Below are 18303 nucleotides of genomic sequence, written 5' to 3'. Positions count from 1 at the left end.
GGGTAGTCACACTGCCGAATGGCAGAGGCGGCAGGTACCGCGGCCCTGGTCGTCGTACTCGATGACGGTGTGCCTGCAACCGGGGGTGGGGGTTGCGAGGCGGGTACGTCGCGGTTCACATGCGGGGGTGCACTCGGTGCGGGGGTGCTTGCCCTTGGCCGTGCGGTGGTACTTCTCGGCGTCAGCGCGGACGGCGCGAGCGAGTTCGATCAGGCCGGCGCGGTCCTCGTCGGTCAGATGGTCGGGCGGCACGGTGAGCTGGAAGCGGACGGGTTCGCCGTCGACGTCGAGGACGATGCAGTGGCCCATGGTCAGTGCCCCCGTCCGTTGCGTCGCTGAGCTTCGCGGATTGCCTGGCTGACCTTGTCGACCAGGTCGGGGCCGACCTCGCCGTTGATGTTGATGACGGCCACGGGCCCTGTCTCGCCGCGGTGCTGGGTGGGTGGCTGGCTGGTGCGGGTGGCTGGCTGTGACGTCTGCCCGACGCTGGCGGCGTGCTCGCATCCGCAGATGTGCAGGCGAGGGTCGTGGCTGTCGAGACGCTGGCTGCACAGGTGACGTTCGCCAGGGAAGCGCTCGACGAGGACTGGCCAGGTGCGCGAGCAGAGTGCGATGTGGCGGGTGGGGTGCTCTTCGGAGACGTGGTGGCGGCTGCTGTCGGCGGGGTTGCCTGCGAGGTCGGCGCGGATCACGTCGTCGAGCGGTGTCTCGCCGGGCCACAGGTCGGCGCGGTGGGTGGCTGGCTGCGAGCGGACCGCGCTGAACCGGTCGGCGAACTCGCGAGCTTCCTCCTCGCTGACGTCCGGCGGCATGTCGACGATCAGCGAGGGCGGCATGCGGCGGCAGTACTCGGTGTGGGGGTGCTGGCCAGCGATGGTGTGGCAGCTGGGGCACTCGTCCGGCTCGGCCGCGCTGGCGATGACGTACGGGCCGGGTCCGGCGTACGCGCCATCGCCCTGGTCGCGGATCTCGAAGTGGATGCTGGCGACGTCGGCGTGGGGGGCCATGCGGAGCAGGCGGCCGAGGGCGATGGAGGCGGCGAGGCCGGCGGATGTGGCGCCGATCGGGGCCTGCGTCTGGTACTGCTCGCGGGGGTAGTTGTCGTGCCCTGTGCTCATGAGATCTCCAACAGGCTGAAGTGCATTCCAGTAGCCTAAAAGATGTCGCCGAGGTGGCTCGCGCAGATCTTGTGGACGGGGCCTGCGGGAGTGGAGCACTGGAAGCCGGTGAGTGTGTCGATCTGCATGCAGGTCAACGGGGCAATCTGCGGACCGGCGACCTGGGTGAGTTTGTCCTCTTCGATTTCGAGCTCGAACCGTTTGGGGAGTTCGTTGCCGTGCTCGGGCGTGAACTCGGCCGTCACGATGAACGATCGGATCGTGATGGTGATGTCGCCTGCCCACAGGCGTTCCGGCAACTCGCTGGCCTGCTCGTTGACGGCGTGCAGGAAGGTTTTGATTGCTTGCTCTCGGGTCTTATCGCTCATTTGAGTTCTCCGTTTCGCGTTTTCCACAGGCGTTTCTCGTGCGCGTTGGCTAAGTGTCGGATTCGGGCGGGGGGTGAGGGGGAGGTCTCCGTCCGTCCGTTAGTCCGTCCGTACGTTGCGATCCGATCTGGAGATCCGATCGGACTCCCCTAGGCGGATTCGGATTCGTTCTTCCAGCAACCACACTCCTCGCCGTGCCAGCGGACGCAATTTGCCTTCCGACCTGCCGTTGAGAGGCGAGCTCGGGCCTCCTCCGTGATCGCGACGGACTGCTGTCGCTCGGCCCAGTTCTTGATGTTCCAGCCGGTTCCGGTGCCGTTTTCGGTCCAGAGGCCGTACTTCACGAGCAGGCGTGCGGTGGTGGTTGTGGCGTGTATGAAGGGCAGAGCTGACATCGGGATGCGCCCATCGGTGCCCTGCTGGCCGGACCAGCCGAGTGCGAATATGTACGACGAAATGGCCTGCCAGCGTTTCGGTGAGGGGTCTGAGAGCAGGGCTAAGACCTTGTCGTGGCTGGCGATCGATGAGTCGAGTCGCACCCATGGGAGTGGCATTCTCAGCCCCTTTCTTCTGTTGTGCTGGTGGGTTGTTCGACCGCCCTCAGCGGCCGGGACGTCACTGTGGTGCCCCTGGCACCGCCTGGGCGACGACGGCGGCCAGGAACGCGCACCCGTCAGCGTGGCCCGTCCCGGCGGCCGTCCAGGGGTGTACGCCGTCCTGGAGGTAGTACGACAGCGCCCGGCCGCGGTTCTGTGCGGCGGTGAGCGCGTCGGCCCAGCGCACGACCCGGCTCTCACCGGCTGCGGCGTGAATGTAGCTGTTGACCTGTCCGGAGTTGCGGGTGTCGGCGGTAGCGGTCGCGGGGCGTCTGACGTAGGTGTCGACCCAGCGCCAGTCGGTGCCGGCTGCGGTGAGGTCGGCGGCGAGCTGGGTGATGGGGCTGCGCGCGGCGGGCGGGTCGAACAGGTCGTTAGTGCCGGCCTCGACGATGACCCGCGACGGGAGGTGTTCGGCGGACCGGATCGCGGCTGCGATGCCGCGGGTGTTCTGGCCGGACCAGCTCCAGGTGTAGACGGTGTGGCCTTTGGCGGTGAGCGCGGTGGTGAGGTCGGCGCGGCAGCGGCTGGTGATGGAGTCGCCGAAGATCGCGATGTCGGCGGTGGTGGGGTCGCCGGTTTCGTTGGGTGCTCCGAGGGGTCCGCCCCAGTAGCCGGATCCGTAGTTGATGCGGGGGCGGGGGAGGTAGACGGCGGTGGTGGGTGTGGCGATGCCGAGCGTGAGGGCTGTGGCGGTGGTGAACGCGGCGCCTGCGCGTTTCAGGTTCATGGTTTCCCCCGGCTGTGGGTAGCGGTGTGGATGGGTCAGTTCGGCCAGCGGACGGCGTCCATCGCGGCCAGGTGGGTCTTGGGTAGGTCGTCGATCGGCGCGCCGAGGTGGCGTGCGCCCATGGCGGCGAGGATCAGCGCATCGGCTTCGTCGTTGCCGGTGACATCGACGTCGGCGTACCGGCGTACGACGGCGGCGAGGACGGCGTCTTTCGAGGCGTTGCCCTTGCCTGTGGCGTACTTCATCCGGCCGCCGGTGGTGACCTCTGCGACGTCGTACCGCCCGCAGTAGTCGAGCTTCTCGATTACCAGCCACCACAGCCCGGAACGGTCGTGTGTGCTGCCGGTCTTCGACGAGTACGCCGGTGTCTCGATGACGAAGAGGTCGGCGTCATTGCTGACCTGGACGATCTGGTCGCGCAGCGTCGTGAGCCGATTGGTGCGCTGTTGCAGCGTGGGCGGCAGAGGTTTGCCTTTGGGGCCGCGCTCGGTGGGCGGGGCCTTGCTGGTGATGCGTGTGACGGTGGCCGGCGTCAGCGACGTCGTGTTGATGCGGGCGATTCCGGTGCTGGTCAGGCTGAGGTCGAGGCCGACGACGATCACTGAGGTCTCCTGGTGGGTATGTGGTTGGGGTGGACACCCCCGCCCCCGTTGCCTGCCGGGGGTGTCCACCTCGTCAGCGGCCGAGCGGGTCGCGGTACCAGCTCGGCGTGTACTTCCGGGGCGGGTGGGCGAGCGTGTGAAGCATCCGCGCACGCTCGGCCGGGGTGAGCTCGAACGGCTGCCAGTGCGGGCAATTCCCGCAGTAGCAGACAGCGAGGCAGTACCGTCCCGGGGCGTCCATGTCAGTCCGCGGGGTTGGTGGCGTCGGGCAGCTCGACGTCGACGACCGCCGGCGGCAGCTCGAGCGAGCCGGGTTCGCCGGACAGATCGAACGTGAGGATGAGCTTCCGGGCGCGCGGCTGGAACTCGACGTCGGCCGCCTGGAGGACGTGATCGGCGATGCCGTTGCTGTCCTGGTTGTCCCAGAGGATCTCGGTTTCGGGTTCGGCGAGCAGTTCGCCGATGACGGCGTACGCGACGGCCTTGCTGTCGATCGCGAGCTTCCGGGCCATCAGAACGGCACCTCGTTGTACTGCGTGCCGTCGCGGTCGACGTGCCAGCTTCCCTGATCGGCGTGACCGTCGCCGAGACAGCACTCGCGCTGGTCTTTCCCGTCGCGCCACTGGAACCCGCACACGATCGCGTCGTCGACGAGCAGGAACGCCGCGACGTCGAGCACGTCCGAGGTGAAGACCTCGCCCTGAGCCACGACCCCGGCGATGGCGTACGCGGCCTGGACTGCCTGTGTGCGGCGGATCATGCGCGGATCGAGTACCGCGTTCAGCTCGGCGACCTCGTCGCGGCTGAGGGTTCGGACCTCCATCAGTCGTCGTCCTCGTCGTCTCGCGGGGAGACCTGCTCGAACGGCAGGGCCTGCTTTCCCAGACGCTTGTCCGCCATGGCCGCGACCGCCTCGCGGATCTCGGTCGGCACCGACTCGGCGTCACCGATCGGCTCGAACCGCCGTACCTCGATCGTCGGCACGTGGTCCCCGGTCGCGACGATCTCGCGGACGTCGTACACGTCGTACCAGACGAACGCGCACCGCACCTTCTCCGGCGTCGCGATCAGCTCGGCCGCGATCGCGTCCAGGCCGTTGATGTCTGGATTCCCGGGCAGCTTCGCCCGGAGCTTGGCTACAGCGCTCACGCTGTGGTCCTTCCTACTGGTTGTCGAACAGCGAGTGCTGCTCGTGGGGTGGGGGCGGCGCCTCGACACACACCAGCTGGTGCGGGCGGAACGCCTGGTATCCGTCGATCAACGGGCGAGTCTTCGTGAGGCGGTAGCCGATCATCTGGCCGGCGATCACCCGGGCGGCGATCCATCCGGGCTCGCCGACACGGCCGGTCACGGCCCGCTCGATCGGCACCCGCGACCCGTCGTCGCGCAGCGGATCGGCTTTGAGTACGACGATCTCGACGGGGTCGCCGCATGCGCCGCACTCGGCGCCCGACCAGCGGATCAGGCCGGGGCGCCGAGTGCGGGGAGTGGACCAGCCGCGGGGCACTACTTGCCCTTGCTCTTCGGGGGCTGCTGCTTGCCCTGCTGCTTGCGGCCCTGGTCGATGTCTTTCTGAGCGTCCTTCAGGACCTGCTTGGCCTGCTTGAAGCTGCCGAGTCCCTTCATCCCTGCTCACCTCCCGCGCGCTGCTGCTCGGCCAGCTCGATCAGGGCCTCGACATGCTCGCGGGTCTTCGCGGTGGACATGGCGGTCGTCATCCAGGACGCCTCGTCCCAGGTGAGCCCATTCCAGGACGGCTTCCCGTCGGCGTACGGCATCCGGCCGATGAGGCGAGCCGTGTACTGCATGCGCTCGTCGTCGTCCTCGATACCGATGCCCTTGAACAGGGCGAACAGGCCGCGCTGCTGGGCGCGGGTGTTCATCCGCACCTCGGACGGCGACGAGGCAGGGTCCGGGCCTTCGTCGCCGTCCTCGGATGCTGCCGAGGCATGCACACGGTTGTCCACCGCAGCGCTTTGGGCTGCGGGGGCCTCGGCCTCTGTGAGCGGCAGAATCCCATCCGAGTCAGGGCCAGCTATAACCGCCGTTCCACGGGCGGATGAGGAACCCTGCTCGGCAATGCCGTCCACCGAGTCGTAGCCCGGCTCCCCGGGCAGGGGCGGGAGTGGGGGCGACGACGGGGCAGCTGACGAATCCGTCCCCGAGGGAGGTAGGGAGGGGACTGCCCCGTCGTCGGTCTGTGGGGTGGTGCGCTTGCGCTGCACCTTCGCGCGCTGCGCGGGCGCCGGCGCAGCGCGCGGGTCGTCGTCGAGCTCCTCGAGCTCCTCGGCGGACGCCATGCCGCGGATGACGTCCGGGAACAGCATCCGGCACAGCCGCGTCGACGCACGCGCGATGAGCATGTCGGTCGGGTTGTTCCGGTAGTTGCTGTTGTTGAGCAGGCCGGCCGTCTTGGCGTCGTCGATGCTGTACGCCACCTCGGTCCAGTTCGTCGACCCGGAGCGGCGGCCGGCGATGACGCAACGCCCGGCGTTCACCTCGCGGTACTCGATCTCGTGGCCGGCCGACAGAACCAGCGCGCGCTGCATCTCGGCCGAGATCCCCACGCGGCCCTTGATGACGTGCGTGGTCTGGAGCGTCGTCATGGGCGGGAGGCCGATCTCGCGGCCGTAGAGGATCGCGGCCGCCGTGCCGGCGATGTTGTTGCGCAGACCCTCCGGAACGAAGGTGGTCGGGGCGACGGACTCAGCGAGGTAACCGACGTCCTTGACGACCTCGACCCAGGAATCGGTGTCGCGGACAACTGGGGCGGAAGCCGCGCGTACGGCGGGAAGGTTGTCGGTCATGACGCGAACGCCTCCGGGAACACGGCCTCACCGATCAGCGGGTCTTCCTTCGTCAGCTCCTGGTGCCGGTGCAACGCCAGCGCGTACAGGAACGTCCGCCACTCGTCCGGCCCCGCAACCACCGGCAGAAGCCGCACCGTGTCGGGCAGGATGTGCGCGACGTACACCGCCTCGACCGGGCCCCGCTCGGTCTCCGAGTCCGGGCCGTCCGGCTGCCACAGGTCGGCGTACCGGTACGCCGCGAGCTGCAACGCGGCCTCGCTGTAGACGCCCTTGCCGGTCTTGATATCCATCAGGACGTCCTGCCCGGTCCGGCCGATGTGCGCCCAGCCGTCCGCCGTACCGGCGTACTTGTACTGGGTGTTACACACCGGGGTCTCGGTGGCGACCATCTCGATCTGCCACTCATCCAGGAACCGCGCGTACGCCTCGACCGGCCCGCGGAGCTCGTCAGGGACCTCGACCTCGACGCCGTGCGAGACCTTCTCGCCCAGGTCGTGGATCCGGGTGCCGCGCACCGCGGCTTCCTTGACGGTGTTCCACCGGGCGTCCTTCAGCTTCGTCAGCCGCTGGGCGACCGGGAGCGGGTGCAGTTCGTCCCAGTTGTCGACGGCGTACTCGGCGGTGACGCGCGCGGCCCAGTCGACGAGGGCCGGCTTCGAGATCGCGTTGAGCGCCGTGGTGACGCCGACGGCCTTCTCGCCGTCGATGCGGTAGCTGTGGCCCTTGCCGTGGTTGCGGCGGGCGAGCCGTGGTTTGGTCACTTCTTGTTGCCCTTCTTCGGGTCGGTTGGTGGCGCGGTCTTCTTCACGACTCGCGCAAGGCCGTGCAGCCGGTTGAAGGTGTCCCGGTCGTAGGCCTTGGACTGCTCGGTCTTCGGCTTCTCAGCCACCGGTCGCCGCCTTCCTGTGCTCGGCGCGGTGCGTGCGGGCGCGGTCCTCGACGTACGTCTTGCCGCTGTTCGCCATGGCCCAGGTGCAGCCCGGCTCGTAGCACCAGGCGATGTACTGTCCGGCCCAGATGCCGGGCCGGACCTGGACCTTCGGGGTCCGCTTAGGCATCGGTCTCGGCCTCCGCGGTGGTGCACCCGTCGGTGACCTGGTTCAGGCCGTCGACCAGCAGGTCATAGGCGCCGGACACCAGCTGTTGCACCCGCTCGTCGGCGCGGCGACGGATGCCCACAGCAACCGCCCGGCGGATCACCTGAGCGAGCTCGGCGGTCTGGGCCGGGCCGAGCCGGTCGAACACGAGCTTCGACAGCCGCGGGGCCTGGCCCTCGAGCGCGGCCGCGAGCTCTTCCTGCGCGGTGGTGAACCGTGTCGGCTCACCAGTGCGGTACGGCGCGGGGCCGGCGAGGAACCGGGCGAGGGCGGCGTCTTCGATCTCGATCGTCATTGCGCCGCCTTCGGCAGCAGCGTCGCGATGATCGCGGCGACCACCATGTCGACCCCGGTTTCCGGGGGCACCTGGTGATCCATCGGGGCCGTCCAGACGTAGCCGGTGCGCAGGTCCTCGTCGGGCAGCCACACGGTCACGGTCACGAGCGGGGTCTCGGTGGCTTTGCGGTGCTTCATGCGGGACTCGACACGGACGGCGAGGCCGTTCTCGACGGGTTTGGCGATGAGTACGCCGGTGTCGTTGAGAGCCTGGGCTAGCCGGTCGGCGGGCTTGGTGGACGCGTTCGCGTCAGTCGTCGTGCTCACGGCTCGATCCCCCGATCAGCGCGCGCCGCCTGCTCGACTCGGTCGGCCAGATCGGTAGCGACCTCGGCGAGCTTGCGCAGGTACCGCACCGTGTCCACCGGGTCGTACTGGTTGAACTGCACCTTCAGCTGGGCATCGCTGCCGTACTTCCGGGTGAGATAGATCGCCGGGATGTTGTCGTTCTTGCTCGGGTCGAAGGAGGTGTTCGGCTCGACGCCGGGGTCGGGCAGGAAGCCGACCGTCAGGAAGTCGCTCATCGGACCATCACCCACAGCCCGCAGCCCTGCGAGGTGAACGCGAAGTCTGTGGCCCGGACCTCGACCAGCTTCGGGCCACGCCTGAACCCGCCGTTGTCCAGCAGGTCCTCGTACGTCCCGGACAGGCCGGCCAGGCGTTCCCAGTAGCACGACACCCCCGCGTCCGACTGGTACACGCCCGGCTTCATCTGCTTGCCGACGATCCACATGCCGTCGCCCGCGAGCTGGTCGGGGAGCGGCGGCGAGTACTCCGGCGCGTTGCGGGCCGGCGGTGCGGCGGCCGGCTTGGCGACGACGGCGGCGTGGTCGGCCGCGCCGCGCGCCGGGTTGTCGTGGGCAATGACGTACACCGGCACGGCCGCGATGACGGCGACGAGCCCGGTGACGATCCAGCCGGGATGCCGGTCGGCCCAGCGCAGCGCGCGGCGGAACCGAGACGGGTGCGCGGCGGCGTAGCTGAGCTCGTAGTGCTCGGGCCTGGGGATTGGCGGTTCCTGTGTGTGGTGCATGACGTTCTCCGGTTCGTCAGGCGGACGGATGAAGAAAGGGGGTCGCCCCGGCCCGGGGAGGCGATACCGGCCGGCACGGGGGGGAATGCGGCACGGCGAACAGGCCGGGGCGACCGATCAGGTGGTCAGCAGCAGCGAGGCTTCGACGCCGAGCGCGTCGGCGATGAGGTGGGCGTCGTCGGGGGTGATCGGCACGGCACCAGTGGTGCGACGGGACACCCACGCCGCGGACTTCTCGAGCTTCGCCGCGAGATCCCGGGTCGTGACGTTCCGCCGGGCCATCTCGGCGCGCACCGTCGCTGCAACGGTTGCGTTCGGCGTAGCAATCATGAGCGGTACGTTGACACGCTTTGCGTTGCACGTCAAGCATGAAGAGAGTCACTGGCGCGTCTTGCGTTGCGGATTTACATCTAGCCGAGACCCCGACCGGGCGTTACAGTGTCACGCATGACGAACACTGCAATCGCTCCTCGGGAGGGGGCGTCCGCGCTTATCGCGCGGGAGGTGCGCGCCGAGCTCGGCCGCCAGCAGATGTCGAACAGACGTCTGGCGGCGGCCCTGGGGGTCTCGTTCATGTGGGTCAACCGGCGGATCTCCACCGGTGAGACCGACCTCACCGTGGATGACACGGAACGGATCGCGGCGGTCCTCGGGGTACCGCTGCGGCAACTGCTCGACCCCTGGCTCAACTACGCCGGGTCACCAACAAGGCCGTTTACTGGCGCGTAACAAAGCGCCTGTGAACCCCTCGGGAACGATCGGTACCAGGAATTGGCCCTGCCCTGCCCGCCGGGCCGCTCGCCCGGTCGGGGAGAATGGCCCGGTGAGTGACCTTGGGCCCGACCACACAGAACAGTCCGCCGCGCTCTTCGACAGGGCCTCCGCCGTGACGCCGGGCGGGGTCAACTCTCCCGTCCGCGCGTTCCGCGCCGTCGGCGGCGTGCCGCGTTTCATGGCCTCCGGTGACCGATGTCACATGACCGATGTCGACGGCAACCGCTACCTCGACCTGGTCTCGTCCTGGGGCCCGCTGCTGCTCGGCCACGCGCACCCGGAGGTGATCGCCGCCGTCCAGGCCGCCGTCGGCCGCGGCACCTCGTACGGGACGCCGACCGAGACCGAGGTCCTGCTCGGCGAGGAGATCGTCGCGCGGACGCCGGTCGACAAGGTCCGGCTGGTGTCGTCCGGGACCGAGGCGACGATGTCCGCGCTCCGGCTGGCCCGCGGGTTCACCGGGCGCGCCAAGATCGTGAAGTTCGCCGGCTGCTACCACGGCCATGTGGACGCGCTGCTGGCCCAGGCCGGTTCCGGCGTCCTGACGCTGGGCATCCCCGGGACGCCGGGCGTCACCGAGGCGACCACGGCCGACACCATCGTGCTGCCGTACAACGACCAGGCGGCCGTCAGCGCAGCGTTTTCCGAGTACGGCGAGCAGATCGCGGCCGTGATCACCGAGGCGTCGCCGGGCAACATGGGCGTCGTTCCGCCGCGCGACGGCTTCAACGCGTTCCTCGCCCGGATCTGCAAGGAAAACGGTGCACTGTTCATTTCCGACGAGGTCATGACCGGCTTCCGGATCACCCGCTCGGGCTGGTACGGCGTCGACGGCGTGCAGCCGGACCTGATGACGTTCGGAAAGGTGATGGGCGGCGGTTTTCCGGCCGCGGCGTTCGGCGGCCGCGCCGACGTGATGGCGCACCTGGCGCCGGAGGGCTCGGTCTACCAGGCCGGCACGCTGTCCGGGAACCCGATCGCCACCACCGCCGGCCTGACCACGCTGCGGCTGGCCACCGACGAGGTGTACGCCAAGCTCGACGAGACCTCGCTGACCATCCAGCGGCTGGTGTCGACCGCGCTGGACAAGGAAGGTGTGCCGCACGTCATCTCGGCGGCGGGGAACCTCTTCAGCGTCTTCTTCGTGGAGTCCTCGGAGGGACCTGCCGAGATCCGGGACTTCGCCGGAGCCAACGCCCAGGTGCTGCCCCGGTTCACGGCGTTCTTCCATGCCATGCTGGACGCCGGTGTCTACCTGCCACCGAGCGCGTTCGAGGCCTGGTTCGTGAGCGCGGCGATCGACGACGACGCGCTCACCGAGCTCGAGTCCGCCCTGGCACCGGCAGCCCGCGCGGCGGCCGCCGTACGAGAGTGAAGGGACAGCGGTGACCGAAACGACGGTCGTGCACCTGATGCGTCACGGCGAGGTGCACAACCCGACCGGTGTGCTCTACGGCCGGATCCCCGACTTCCACCTGTCCGAGCTCGGGCGGGCGATGGCCGACCGGGTGGCCGAGCACGTCAAGGGCCGCGACATCGTGCACCTGGTCAGCTCGCCGCTGGAGCGGGCCCAGGAGACGATGCAGCCGATCGCCGAGGTGTTCGGGATCACGCCGGACATCGACGAGCGGGTGATCGAGGCGGCGAACCTGTTCGAGGGCAGGAAGTTCGGCGTTGGTGACGGCGCGCTGCGCCGGCCGAGCGCCTGGTGGCTGCTGCGGAACCCGTGGAAGCCGTCCTGGGGCGAGCCGTACAACCAGCTCGTCCGCCGGATGCGGGACGCGATCGAGACCGCCCGGCAGAAGGCCGCGGGTCACGAGGCGCTGATCGTGTCGCACCAGCTGCCGATCTGGATCGTCCGGTCCGCCATCGAGGGCCGCCGGATGCTGCACGACCCGCGCAAGCGGCAGTGCAGCCTGGCCAGCCTGACCTCGTTCACGTTCCACGGCGAGGAGATCGTCTCGGTCGGGTACTCCGAGCCGGCCAAGGACCTGCTCCCGGTGAAGAACCCGAAGAAGTTCGTCGGAGGGGCCTGATGCGTCGTCGCGTCGTCGTGCTGGTCACCGGTCTGATGCTGGCGGTGACTGCCTGCTCGTCGGGGCAGCAGTCGGCGCAGAACCGCGAGGGCCAGGCCGGATTCGTCAGTGGCAACGGCAACGTGTCGATGTTCGCAGCGGCGGACCGGAAGCCGGCGCCGCAGCTCACCGGTCAGACCCTGGACGGCAAGACCTGGACCCTGTCGGACCAGGTCGGCAAGGTGGTCGTCCTCAACGTGTGGGGTTCGTGGTGCCCGCCGTGCCGCAAGGAGGCCCCCGACCTGGTGGCGGCCTCGAAGGAGCTGGGGCCCTCGGTGCAGTTCATCGGGCTGAACACCCGCGACCTGGACAAGGCCCCGGCGAAGAAGTTCGTCCAGGAGTTCGGCGTACCGTTCCCGAGCATCTACGACCCGAACGGCAAGGCGCTGCTGCGCTTCCGCGGGCAGATCTCGCCGGCGGCGATCCCGACCACGCTGGTGATCGACAAGTCCGGCAAGGTCGCCGGCCGCGTCGTCGGTGAAGTCACGAAGCAGACGCTTCTGGGAATGGTGGCTGAAGCTCAATGAGGTTAGGCGCAGCCTGATGGGACAGTGGTTCGCCGACTCGATGACGGGTTCGATGCTGGTCGCACTGCCGATCGCGGTGCTGGCCGGCGCGATCTCGTTCTTCTCGCCGTGCGTCGTCCCGCTGCTGCCCGGCTACCTCTCCTACGTCACCGGCCTGTCCGCGGCCGAACTCGGCTCCGAGAAACGCGGCCGGATGCTCGCCGGTACGGCGTTGTTCGTGGCCGGCTTCTCCGCGGTGTTCATCCTCACCGGCGTGGTCTTCGGGACCGCGGGCGACCTGCTGATCGACCACCAGGCGACGATCACGAAGGTGCTCGGCGCCCTGACTGTCGTGCTGGGGCTGGTCTTCCTCGGCGGGTTCGGGTTCCTGCAGAAGGATCTGCGGGTGCACCGGGTGCCGGCGGTCGGGATCGCGGCGGCGCCGCTGCTCGGCGTGCTGTTCGGCTTCGGGTGGACGCCGTGTATCGGGCCGACGCTCGGGACCGTGATGACGCTGGCCACGACCGAGGGCAGCACCGGCCGCGGCGCGGCGCTCGCACTGGTGTTCAGCCTCGGCCTGGGGATCCCCTTCATCGTGGCGGCGCTGGCCTTCCGCCGGATGCTGGGCGCGGTCGCGTGGGTCCGCAAGCACCAGCTGCTGGTGATCCGGATCGGCGGCGTACTGATGATCGCGGTGGGACTGCTGCTGCTGACGGGAGTGTGGGATGCGATGACCGCGGACCTGCGGCAGTGGGTCGCCAACTTCGGATCGGCGGTCTGACATGTCGGAAGTGAAGGACCGCATCGCGGCCGCCTCCGGCCCCGAGGAGCCGGGAACCCCGCCCGCGCTCGGCCTGATCGGCTGGCTGCGCTGGATGTGGCGGCAGCTGACGTCGATGAAGACGGCGCTGGTGCTGCTGTTCCTGCTGGCGCTCGGCGCGGTGCCGGGATCGCTGATCCCGCAGACGCCGATCGACCCGATCAAGGTGTCGGACTTCCTCGCCGCGCACCCGAAGCTCGGCCCGCTGTACGACAAGCTCGGCCTGTTCGACGTCTACAAGTCGGCGTGGTTCTCGGCGATCTACCTGTTGCTGTTCATCTCGCTGATCGGCTGCGTCGTCCCGCGGCTGTCTGTCTATCTGAAGGGTCTGCGGGCGCGGCCGCCGAAGCCGCCGCGGAACCTGAACCGCCTGCCCGGGTACGAGCGTTTCGAGATCCCCGAGGCCGGCGACGTCCTCGAGGTCGCGACCCGCGAGTTGCGCAAGCGCCGTTTCCGGGTGCAGGCGTACGACGGCGCGGTCGGTGCGGAGCGCGGCTACCTGCGCGAGGCGGGCAACCTGCTCTTCCACTTCTCGCTGATCCTGGCGCTGGTCGGGGTCGCCTGGGGATCGCTGTTCGGCTATCGCGGCACCGTTCTGGTTGTCGTGGGCAACGGTTTCTCCAACTCCGTCGCGCAGTACGACGACTTCACGCCCGGCCGCGCGTTCAGCGGTGACGACGATCTGCCGCCGTTCTCGCTGACCGTCAAGGACTTCCAGGCGAAGTTCCAGCAGGACGGTCCGCAGAGGGGCGCGGCGCGCGAGTTCAAGGCGCAGCTGACGTACCAGGAGACGCCGGACGCGCCTGAGAAGCCGTATCTCCTCGAGGTCAACCACCCGCTCCGGGTGGACGGCAGCGATGTCTTCCTGCTCGGTCACGGGTACGCGCCGCGAGTGACGGTCCGCGACGGGCAGGGCAACGTGGCGTTCTCCGGTCCGGCGCCGTTCCTGCCCCAGGACGCCAACTTCTCGTCGTTCGGCGTGATCAAGGCGCCGGACGCGCGACCGGCCACCCTCGGGTTCGAGGGCTTCTTCCTGCCCACGGCCGTCATCGGCCAGCAGGGGCCGGTGTCGATGTTCCCCGACGACCTGAACCCGGCGCTGGTGATGACCGGGTACTACGGCCGCCCGCAGCCCGAGACCGGGAAGCCGGAGTCGGTGTACCAGCTCGACAAGACGAAGCTGACGCAGTTCACCCAGAACGGTGACAAGTGGCGGTTCCAGCTCGCCCCCGGGCAGAGCGTCCCGCTCCCGGACAAGGCCGGGTCGCTCACGTTCGACGGCTACAGCCGGTGGGTCAAGCTGCAGATCAGCGACACGCCCGGCAAGAACCTGGCGCTGGGTGGCATCCTGCTGGCGATCCTCGGCCTGATGGGCTCGCTGTTCGTGCACCCGCGCCGTACCTGGGTAAGGGTCCGCGACGAGGACGGGCGTACCGTTGTCGAGGTCGCCGGTCTCGACCGGGGACTGGAGCGTGGACTCGGTGACGAGATCGGCGCGATCGTGAAGAGCCTGAAGAAGCAGGAGCAGGTATGAACCCGTCCACCCTGGCATCGCTGTCGAATCTGCTGATCCCGACCGCGACGATCATCTACGGGCTCGCGATGCTCGCGCACGCGGTGGAATGGGCGAGCGGCCTGCGGGTGGTGAAGAAGGACGCCGAGGCGAAGGTGCTGGTCGCCGCGGACGGCGGGGAGGTTCCGGACGCCCCGGCCGATGCCGCTCCGGCCGATGCTGTCGCGGACGAATCGTCGGTGCGCGGCGACCAGGCGAGCCGGATCGGCATTCTGCTGACCGTGCTGGCCTTCGCGCTGCACGCCGGCGGTGTGCTGACCCGCGGACTGGCCGCCGGGCGGGTGCCGTGGGGCAACATGTACGAGTTCTCCATCACGGCGTCGCTGGCGGTCGCGATCGTGTACCTCGCACTGCTCAAGCGTCAGCGGCTGCAGTGGCTCGGTCTCGGGGTCACCTTCGTCATCACCGCCGCGCTCGGCATCGCCGTCCTGGCGTTCTACGTCCCGGCCGGTGACCTGCTGCCGGCGCTGCACTCGTACTGGCTGGTGATCCACGTGTCCGCGGCGGCGATCGCCGGCGGCGGGTTCACGCTGGGCGGGCTGGCTTCGGTGCTCTACCTGATCAAGTCCAGGGCCGAGGCCCGGGCCGTCGACGGCAAGCCGATGCCGGCCGCGCTGCGCCGGGTCCCGTCCGCCGAGTCGATCGACGCGGTCGCTTACAAGGTGCACGCGTTCTCGTTCCCGATCTGGACCTTCGGCGTCCTCGTCGCCGGGCCGATCTGGGCGTACTACGCCTGGGGCCGCGCGTGGGGCTGGGACCCGAAAGAGGTCTGGTCGCTGGTGACCTGGGTGGTCTACGCGGCGTACCTGCATGCCCGTGCGACGGCGGGCTGGCGCGGACGCCGCGCCGCTTGGGTGGCGATCGCCGGGTGGGTCGTCTTCCTCTTCAACTTCGTCGGCGTCAACCTGCTGCTGTCCGGCTTCCACGCCTACTCCGGTCTCTGAGCCGGGGCTACCAGCAGATCACCCCGGTCTGATAGCGCCCGACGACACTCCCGCGGGCGTCGTCGTACTGCACCATCACTCCACGCCCGCACACGAGCGGAGGAGCCGGCCGCTTGGTCCCGGGGAACGGGTACTTCCAGGCGTAGTACTTGGTCTGTCCGGCAGCCTGCCTGAACTTCCCCAGGTCGTGGCGAGTACCGGTCAGAACGGTGCCCTGCTTGTTCACGAACTCCCAGGCGAAGCGCAGCGTGACAGGATTCCCGCGCTCCTTGTGGTAGCGGATGTTCACCTGCGAGACAGCTGTGGTCGAGTAACTGCACAGCCCGGTCTCGAGCCGTCCGGAGGTCAGGCGGTTGCTCGCCCTGTTCTGATAGGTGCCGTACTGGCAGTCGGTGATCCAGTCGGAGGCCGACGGCGTCAGCAGTGTGCCGACCAGGGCGAGTGTTGCTGTGACGCCCAGCATCAGAAGGTCTTGTAGGAGGGGTCGGTGCCCTTCTGGAAGTGGACCCCGCTGCCGCTGTAGCTGACGCTGAGGAAGCCCCACCCGGCCGAGGCGCTGAAGCCGGACTGGCCCTGGTTGTGCTCGTAGGTGTACTGCGCGCCGTGGCCGTGCTTGGAGCAGCCCCTGGGCCGGGTCAGGATCACGTCGGTCACACCGTGGTCGGTGACCATCTTGTGGCCCGAGGTCGCGTCCTTCACGGCACTGATCGGCGCGTTGGTCCCCAGGCCGCCGTGATACAGGTACGCCGCATTCGGAGTCTGCTCGTTGGTGTAGTCGTAGGTGCGGGTGATCGTCTGCTTGATCCGGGTGCAGCCGAGCGACAGTTGCACGCTCGAGAGGTCCTCGGGCCGCACGCCACCGACGAATCCGTCCCGGAAGTCCCAGATCCCGCGGGCGACGGTGCCGACCCAGACGAAACCGACGCTGAGGTTGTCCGCCGGGTTCTTGCCGGCCTTCCGTGCCGCCCAGCGCCGGTCGAGGATCTCTTGCGCCGCTGCGCCGGTCACGGGCTTGGCGATGCCGTTCAGCTGTACCTCGATACCTGCTCCGGTGTGTTGCCGGGAGACGCGGTCGAGACCGGCGAGGTCGAGGGGGTGAGCCACCGCGTACTCGTACACCGGGTCACCTGCCGGGACTGCCGCGGCCGGAACTGGAGCCACTGCCAGCGCGAGAGCGCCGACGACGACGGCAAGACGCATCATGCCCACCCCTTTCACGATGTGTAGTCCTTCGGTTTCGGATTGTAGTCGGGGTGGGGGGTCGTCGAGGCGGGGTCAGCGGCTGTGTGATGCTGTGAGGCGAGGAAAGGGATCGCTGTGAAGGAATTCGCCATCTACACCGGCCTGCGGGCCGCGCTGTTCGCCATCTGCTTCGCGGTGCTGTGGTTCGCGTTGAACAACTGGCTGACCGTGTTCCCTTTGCTGCTGATCGCCCTGATCCTCTCGTCGATCCTGTCGATCTTCGTCCTCCGGGCCGCCCGCGACCGCCTGGCCGGCAAGATCGAGACCCGCGCCACGAAGATCTCCACCCGCCTCGAGCAGGCCCGCTCGGCCGAGGACGACGACTGACCCACCGCTGATCTGTGCGGCGGCGCCGACGGCAGGATGGCCGCCGGCGTCCGCGGGTGGGTCATGCCGCGTCGAGGGCTTCGGTGATCTTGCGGATCATCTCGGTCATGGCCGGGCCGGTCCCGCCGCGCTCGGCGCGGGCGCCCGCCTCGACCGCGGTGAGGACAGTGCTGCGGAAGTTGGCGGCCTCGGCCTGATCCTGCTGCTGGAGCAGGCTCATGGACGCGTTCAGCGCCGGCAGCACCGTGTCGGCGAGTTCGGCGGTGGACTTGCCCTTGAGTTTCACGCTCTTCTGCTTCTCGGTGAGCGCGTGCCCGACCGGGCCGGTCGCGGCGGACAGGGCGAGGGCGCCGGCGACGGCGACCTTGCCGGCCGACTTCACGCCGGCCGCGGTGATGAGCGTGATCGCGCCGTGCGCGGCGGTGGCGAGGGTGAGCTTGTCGTCGTCGGTCAGGGTGATCGAGGAAGTGCTGTTGTTCGTCATGGGAAGACCATCGCGGTCCCGGCTGACACCGGTCTGTCCGCGCCCTGACACGGCCCCGACATGGCCCGGCACCTCTGCGTACCAGTCGAGCACTGGTACGCAGAGTGATTTACGCCACTGGTGAATTTCCGGGAAAATCGTTTGTGCACTCCTTCACATGAGTCGTAACGTGGTGGATGAAACGAAACCGTTTCGTTCTATCGGTGTTCTTGTAGCTACTCAGGGTGATGACTGTGGATGTGGTGCGCCAGCGGCCGCGGGTCGAAGGCGGTCGGGAGGAGGAGATCCTCGACGCGACCGTCGCGGTGGTGGCCGAGCTCGGCTACGACCGGCTGACCATGGATGCGGTGGCGACGGCGGCGAAGGCCAGCAAGGCCACGCTGTACCGGCGCTGGTCCACCAAGGCGGAGCTGGTCGTGGACGCGATCAGCCGGGCGAAGGGCTGCCCGATGCCGGAGGACGTCGACACCGGCAGCCTCCGCGGCGACCTGGTCTCGATGGCGTGCGGCGACGGCGGTTTCACCGACGAGATGCCGATGTCGGTGGTGGCCGGCCTGCTCACCGCGCTGCACCGCGACGCCGACCTGCAGAAGGCCTTCCGGGAGCGCTTCCTGGCGCCCCGCAACGAGCTGACCAACAAGGTGTACGAGCGTGCCGTCCAGCGCGGCGAGATCGCGCCGGACGTCGACGTCGCCCTGCTGTCGGTGACGCTGCCCGCGGTGATCATCCACCACGCCTACATCCTCGGCGTCGAGCCGACCGACGACCTGATCCTCCGAGTGATCGACAACGTGATCCTGCCTGCGGCGCGGGGGTCGCAGGTGAGCTGACCGGTGAGGGGCCGGTCCGCGATTCAACCAGGCAAGTC

32 protein-coding genes are annotated in these 18303 nt (G+C 68.8%); 9 read left to right on the top strand and 23 right to left on the bottom strand.

What is annotated here, in order from left to right:
• Window positions 1-6: 6 nt before the first annotated feature.
• The 20 genes from ABZX12_RS18550 to ABZX12_RS18455 form a co-directional block, all read right to left on the bottom strand.
• Window positions 7-309 (bottom strand): hypothetical protein, encoded by a 303-nt coding sequence (locus tag ABZX12_RS18550; protein ID WP_355694559.1) that lies wholly within the window; start codon window positions 307-309, stop codon window positions 7-9.
• A 2-nt stretch (window positions 310-311) separates the two neighbouring features.
• Window positions 312-1118, bottom strand: a complete 807-nt coding sequence (locus tag ABZX12_RS18545; RefSeq protein WP_355694557.1) for a hypothetical protein — start codon at window positions 1116-1118, stop codon at window positions 312-314.
• A gap of 35 nt (window positions 1119-1153) precedes the next feature.
• Window positions 1154-1486, bottom strand: coding sequence for a hypothetical protein (locus tag ABZX12_RS18540; protein WP_355694555.1), 333 nt, complete (start codon window positions 1484-1486; stop codon window positions 1154-1156).
• A gap of 149 nt (window positions 1487-1635) precedes the next feature.
• Window positions 1636-2025, bottom strand: a complete 390-nt coding sequence (locus ABZX12_RS18535; RefSeq protein ID WP_355694553.1) for a hypothetical protein — start codon at window positions 2023-2025, stop codon at window positions 1636-1638.
• 76 nt (window positions 2026-2101) lie between these two features.
• Window positions 2102-2812 (bottom strand): SGNH/GDSL hydrolase family protein, encoded by a 711-nt coding sequence (locus ABZX12_RS18530; protein ID WP_355694551.1) that lies wholly within the window; start codon window positions 2810-2812, stop codon window positions 2102-2104.
• Window positions 2813-2847: 35 nt separating this feature from the next.
• A complete protein-coding gene (locus ABZX12_RS18525) occupies window positions 2848-3414 on the bottom strand; it encodes a hypothetical protein (protein WP_355694549.1) in 567 nt (188 codons plus the stop codon).
• 73 nt (window positions 3415-3487) lie between these two features.
• Window positions 3488-3655 carry a hypothetical protein gene (locus tag ABZX12_RS18520; RefSeq protein WP_355694547.1) on the bottom strand — a complete coding sequence of 56 codons (168 nt, stop codon included), beginning with the start codon at window positions 3653-3655 and terminating at the stop codon, window positions 3488-3490.
• A gap of 1 nt (window position 3656) precedes the next feature.
• Window positions 3657-3926, bottom strand: a complete 270-nt coding sequence (locus tag ABZX12_RS18515) for a hypothetical protein (RefSeq protein ID WP_355694546.1) — start codon at window positions 3924-3926, stop codon at window positions 3657-3659.
• Complete coding sequence (locus ABZX12_RS18510) at window positions 3926-4237, bottom strand: hypothetical protein (protein ID WP_355694544.1); 312 nt, start codon at window positions 4235-4237, stop codon at window positions 3926-3928. The genes ABZX12_RS18515 and ABZX12_RS18510 overlap by 1 nt, the downstream gene beginning before the upstream one ends.
• Window positions 4237-4563: a hypothetical protein gene (locus ABZX12_RS18505; RefSeq protein WP_355694542.1), complete on the bottom strand. Its 327-nt coding sequence runs from the start codon at window positions 4561-4563 to the stop codon at window positions 4237-4239. The genes ABZX12_RS18510 and ABZX12_RS18505 overlap by 1 nt, the downstream gene beginning before the upstream one ends.
• A gap of 13 nt (window positions 4564-4576) precedes the next feature.
• On the bottom strand, window positions 4577-4921 hold the full coding sequence (locus tag ABZX12_RS18500) for a hypothetical protein (protein WP_355694540.1): 345 nt from the start codon (window positions 4919-4921) through the stop codon (window positions 4577-4579).
• Window positions 4922-5036: 115 nt separating this feature from the next.
• On the bottom strand, window positions 5037-6221 hold the full coding sequence (locus ABZX12_RS18495; protein ID WP_355694539.1) for a hypothetical protein: 1185 nt from the start codon (window positions 6219-6221) through the stop codon (window positions 5037-5039).
• Window positions 6218-6985: a hypothetical protein gene (locus tag ABZX12_RS18490; RefSeq protein WP_355694537.1), complete on the bottom strand. Its 768-nt coding sequence runs from the start codon at window positions 6983-6985 to the stop codon at window positions 6218-6220. Before ABZX12_RS18490 ends, ABZX12_RS18495 begins: the two co-directional genes overlap by 4 nt.
• Window positions 6982-7113, bottom strand: coding sequence for a hypothetical protein (locus ABZX12_RS18485; RefSeq protein WP_355694535.1), 132 nt, complete (start codon window positions 7111-7113; stop codon window positions 6982-6984). The genes ABZX12_RS18490 and ABZX12_RS18485 overlap by 4 nt, the downstream gene beginning before the upstream one ends.
• Window positions 7106-7282, bottom strand: coding sequence for a hypothetical protein (locus ABZX12_RS18480; RefSeq protein ID WP_355694533.1), 177 nt, complete (start codon window positions 7280-7282; stop codon window positions 7106-7108). Before ABZX12_RS18480 ends, ABZX12_RS18485 begins: the two co-directional genes overlap by 8 nt.
• A complete protein-coding gene (locus ABZX12_RS18475) occupies window positions 7275-7616 on the bottom strand; it encodes a hypothetical protein (protein WP_355694531.1) in 342 nt (113 codons plus the stop codon). Before ABZX12_RS18475 ends, ABZX12_RS18480 begins: the two co-directional genes overlap by 8 nt.
• Window positions 7613-7924, bottom strand: a complete 312-nt coding sequence (locus ABZX12_RS18470) for a hypothetical protein (RefSeq protein WP_355694529.1) — start codon at window positions 7922-7924, stop codon at window positions 7613-7615. Before ABZX12_RS18470 ends, ABZX12_RS18475 begins: the two co-directional genes overlap by 4 nt.
• Window positions 7921-8181 carry a hypothetical protein gene (locus ABZX12_RS18465; protein WP_355694527.1) on the bottom strand — a complete coding sequence of 87 codons (261 nt, stop codon included), beginning with the start codon at window positions 8179-8181 and terminating at the stop codon, window positions 7921-7923. Before ABZX12_RS18465 ends, ABZX12_RS18470 begins: the two co-directional genes overlap by 4 nt.
• Window positions 8178-8690 (bottom strand): hypothetical protein, encoded by a 513-nt coding sequence (locus tag ABZX12_RS18460; RefSeq protein ID WP_355694525.1) that lies wholly within the window; start codon window positions 8688-8690, stop codon window positions 8178-8180. The genes ABZX12_RS18465 and ABZX12_RS18460 overlap by 4 nt, the downstream gene beginning before the upstream one ends.
• A gap of 117 nt (window positions 8691-8807) precedes the next feature.
• Complete coding sequence (locus tag ABZX12_RS18455) at window positions 8808-9020, bottom strand: helix-turn-helix transcriptional regulator (RefSeq protein WP_355694523.1); 213 nt, start codon at window positions 9018-9020, stop codon at window positions 8808-8810.
• A gap of 117 nt (window positions 9021-9137) precedes the next feature.
• On the opposite strand from ABZX12_RS18455, the gene ABZX12_RS18450 reads away from it, so the two are divergent.
• The 7 genes from ABZX12_RS18450 (at window position 9138) to ccsB (ending at window position 15382) form a co-directional block, all read left to right on the top strand.
• Window positions 9138-9419: a helix-turn-helix transcriptional regulator gene (locus tag ABZX12_RS18450; RefSeq protein ID WP_355694521.1), complete on the top strand. Its 282-nt coding sequence runs from the start codon at window positions 9138-9140 to the stop codon at window positions 9417-9419.
• A gap of 94 nt (window positions 9420-9513) precedes the next feature.
• Window positions 9514-10839 carry a glutamate-1-semialdehyde 2,1-aminomutase gene (hemL, locus tag ABZX12_RS18445; RefSeq protein WP_355694520.1) on the top strand — a complete coding sequence of 442 codons (1326 nt, stop codon included), beginning with the start codon at window positions 9514-9516 and terminating at the stop codon, window positions 10837-10839.
• Window positions 10840-10876: 37 nt separating this feature from the next.
• Window positions 10877-11500, top strand: coding sequence for a histidine phosphatase family protein (locus ABZX12_RS18440; RefSeq protein ID WP_355695440.1), 624 nt, complete (start codon window positions 10877-10879; stop codon window positions 11498-11500).
• Window positions 11500-12066: a TlpA disulfide reductase family protein gene (locus ABZX12_RS18435; protein WP_355694518.1), complete on the top strand. Its 567-nt coding sequence runs from the start codon at window positions 11500-11502 to the stop codon at window positions 12064-12066. Before ABZX12_RS18440 ends, ABZX12_RS18435 begins: the two co-directional genes overlap by 1 nt.
• A 16-nt stretch (window positions 12067-12082) precedes the next feature.
• The gene (locus ABZX12_RS18430) at window positions 12083-12826 is read left to right on the top strand and encodes a cytochrome c biogenesis protein CcdA (protein WP_355694516.1); all 744 of its coding nucleotides are present in this window, start codon (window positions 12083-12085) and stop codon (window positions 12824-12826) included.
• Window position 12827: 1 nt separating this feature from the next.
• The gene (locus tag ABZX12_RS18425; protein ID WP_355694514.1) at window positions 12828-14399 is read left to right on the top strand and encodes a cytochrome c biogenesis protein ResB; all 1572 of its coding nucleotides are present in this window, start codon (window positions 12828-12830) and stop codon (window positions 14397-14399) included.
• Window positions 14396-15382 carry a c-type cytochrome biogenesis protein CcsB gene (gene ccsB, locus ABZX12_RS18420; protein ID WP_355694512.1) on the top strand — a complete coding sequence of 329 codons (987 nt, stop codon included), beginning with the start codon at window positions 14396-14398 and terminating at the stop codon, window positions 15380-15382. Before ABZX12_RS18425 ends, ccsB begins: the two co-directional genes overlap by 4 nt.
• Window positions 15383-15389: 7 nt before the next feature.
• Here the strand turns inward: ccsB and ABZX12_RS18415 are convergent, their stop codons facing one another.
• Together ABZX12_RS18415 and ABZX12_RS18410 are read right to left on the bottom strand one after the other, a co-directional pair.
• Entirely contained in the window at window positions 15390-15845 is a 456-nt protein-coding gene (locus ABZX12_RS18415) for a hypothetical protein (RefSeq protein WP_355694510.1), read from the bottom strand.
• A complete protein-coding gene (locus tag ABZX12_RS18410; protein WP_355694508.1) occupies window positions 15845-16585 on the bottom strand; it encodes a hypothetical protein in 741 nt (246 codons plus the stop codon). The genes ABZX12_RS18415 and ABZX12_RS18410 overlap by 1 nt, the downstream gene beginning before the upstream one ends.
• Before the next feature lie 114 nt (window positions 16586-16699).
• Between ABZX12_RS18410 and ABZX12_RS18405 the strand changes: the two genes are divergently transcribed.
• On the top strand, window positions 16700-16951 hold the full coding sequence (locus tag ABZX12_RS18405; RefSeq protein WP_355694506.1) for a DUF4229 domain-containing protein: 252 nt from the start codon (window positions 16700-16702) through the stop codon (window positions 16949-16951).
• A 61-nt stretch (window positions 16952-17012) separates the two neighbouring features.
• Here ABZX12_RS18405 and ABZX12_RS18400 read toward each other — a convergent pair whose 3' ends face one another.
• Complete coding sequence (locus ABZX12_RS18400; protein ID WP_355694505.1) at window positions 17013-17435, bottom strand: hypothetical protein; 423 nt, start codon at window positions 17433-17435, stop codon at window positions 17013-17015.
• Between the two features lie 233 nt (window positions 17436-17668).
• Between ABZX12_RS18400 and ABZX12_RS18395 the strand changes: the two genes are divergently transcribed.
• Window positions 17669-18265, top strand: a complete 597-nt coding sequence (locus ABZX12_RS18395; RefSeq protein ID WP_355482157.1) for a TetR-like C-terminal domain-containing protein — start codon at window positions 17669-17671, stop codon at window positions 18263-18265.
• The last annotated feature ends 38 nt before the right edge of the window (window positions 18266-18303 follow it).

The sequence above is a fragment of the Kribbella sp. NPDC003505 genome (assembly GCF_040610875.1).
Taxonomy (GTDB): Bacteria; Actinomycetota; Actinomycetes; order Propionibacteriales; family Kribbellaceae; genus Kribbella.
This window is presented reverse-complemented; position numbering and strand designations above follow the sequence as displayed.

Coding starts and splice junctions, on each gene's coding strand:
- ABZX12_RS18410 (WP_355694508.1), bottom strand. CDS start 16,585: ATGATGCGTCTTGCCGTCGTCGTCGGCGCTCTCGCGCTGGCAGTGGCT.
- ABZX12_RS18530 (WP_355694551.1), bottom strand. CDS start 2,812: ATGAACCTGAAACGCGCAGGCGCCGCGTTCACCACCGCCACAGCCCTC.
- ABZX12_RS18465 (WP_355694527.1), bottom strand. CDS start 8,181: ATGAGCGACTTCCTGACGGTCGGCTTCCTGCCCGACCCCGGCGTCGAG.
- ABZX12_RS18495 (WP_355694539.1), bottom strand. CDS start 6,221: ATGACCGACAACCTTCCCGCCGTACGCGCGGCTTCCGCCCCAGTTGTC.
- ABZX12_RS18475 (WP_355694531.1), bottom strand. CDS start 7,616: ATGACGATCGAGATCGAAGACGCCGCCCTCGCCCGGTTCCTCGCCGGC.
- ABZX12_RS18460 (WP_355694525.1), bottom strand. CDS start 8,690: ATGCACCACACACAGGAACCGCCAATCCCCAGGCCCGAGCACTACGAG.
- ABZX12_RS18425 (WP_355694514.1), top strand. CDS start 12,828: ATGTCGGAAGTGAAGGACCGCATCGCGGCCGCCTCCGGCCCCGAGGAG.
- ABZX12_RS18400 (WP_355694505.1), bottom strand. CDS start 17,435: ATGACGAACAACAGCACTTCCTCGATCACCCTGACCGACGACGACAAG.
- ABZX12_RS18430 (WP_355694516.1), top strand. CDS start 12,083: ATGGGACAGTGGTTCGCCGACTCGATGACGGGTTCGATGCTGGTCGCA.
- ABZX12_RS18440 (WP_355695440.1), top strand. CDS start 10,877: ATGCGTCACGGCGAGGTGCACAACCCGACCGGTGTGCTCTACGGCCGG.
- ABZX12_RS18480 (WP_355694533.1), bottom strand. CDS start 7,282: ATGCCTAAGCGGACCCCGAAGGTCCAGGTCCGGCCCGGCATCTGGGCC.
- ABZX12_RS18540 (WP_355694555.1), bottom strand. CDS start 1,486: ATGAGCGATAAGACCCGAGAGCAAGCAATCAAAACCTTCCTGCACGCC.
- ABZX12_RS18515 (WP_355694546.1), bottom strand. CDS start 3,926: ATGGCCCGGAAGCTCGCGATCGACAGCAAGGCCGTCGCGTACGCCGTC.
- ABZX12_RS18455 (WP_355694523.1), bottom strand. CDS start 9,020: ATGATTGCTACGCCGAACGCAACCGTTGCAGCGACGGTGCGCGCCGAG.
- ABZX12_RS18510 (WP_355694544.1), bottom strand. CDS start 4,237: ATGGAGGTCCGAACCCTCAGCCGCGACGAGGTCGCCGAGCTGAACGCG.
- ABZX12_RS18450 (WP_355694521.1), top strand. CDS start 9,138: ATGACGAACACTGCAATCGCTCCTCGGGAGGGGGCGTCCGCGCTTATC.
- ABZX12_RS18520 (WP_355694547.1), bottom strand. CDS start 3,655: ATGGACGCCCCGGGACGGTACTGCCTCGCTGTCTGCTACTGCGGGAAT.
- ABZX12_RS18435 (WP_355694518.1), top strand. CDS start 11,500: ATGCGTCGTCGCGTCGTCGTGCTGGTCACCGGTCTGATGCTGGCGGTG.
- ABZX12_RS18415 (WP_355694510.1), bottom strand. CDS start 15,845: ATGCTGGGCGTCACAGCAACACTCGCCCTGGTCGGCACACTGCTGACG.
- ABZX12_RS18545 (WP_355694557.1), bottom strand. CDS start 1,118: ATGAGCACAGGGCACGACAACTACCCCCGCGAGCAGTACCAGACGCAG.
- ccsB (WP_355694512.1), top strand. CDS start 14,396: ATGAACCCGTCCACCCTGGCATCGCTGTCGAATCTGCTGATCCCGACC.
- ABZX12_RS18550 (WP_355694559.1), bottom strand. CDS start 309: ATGGGCCACTGCATCGTCCTCGACGTCGACGGCGAACCCGTCCGCTTC.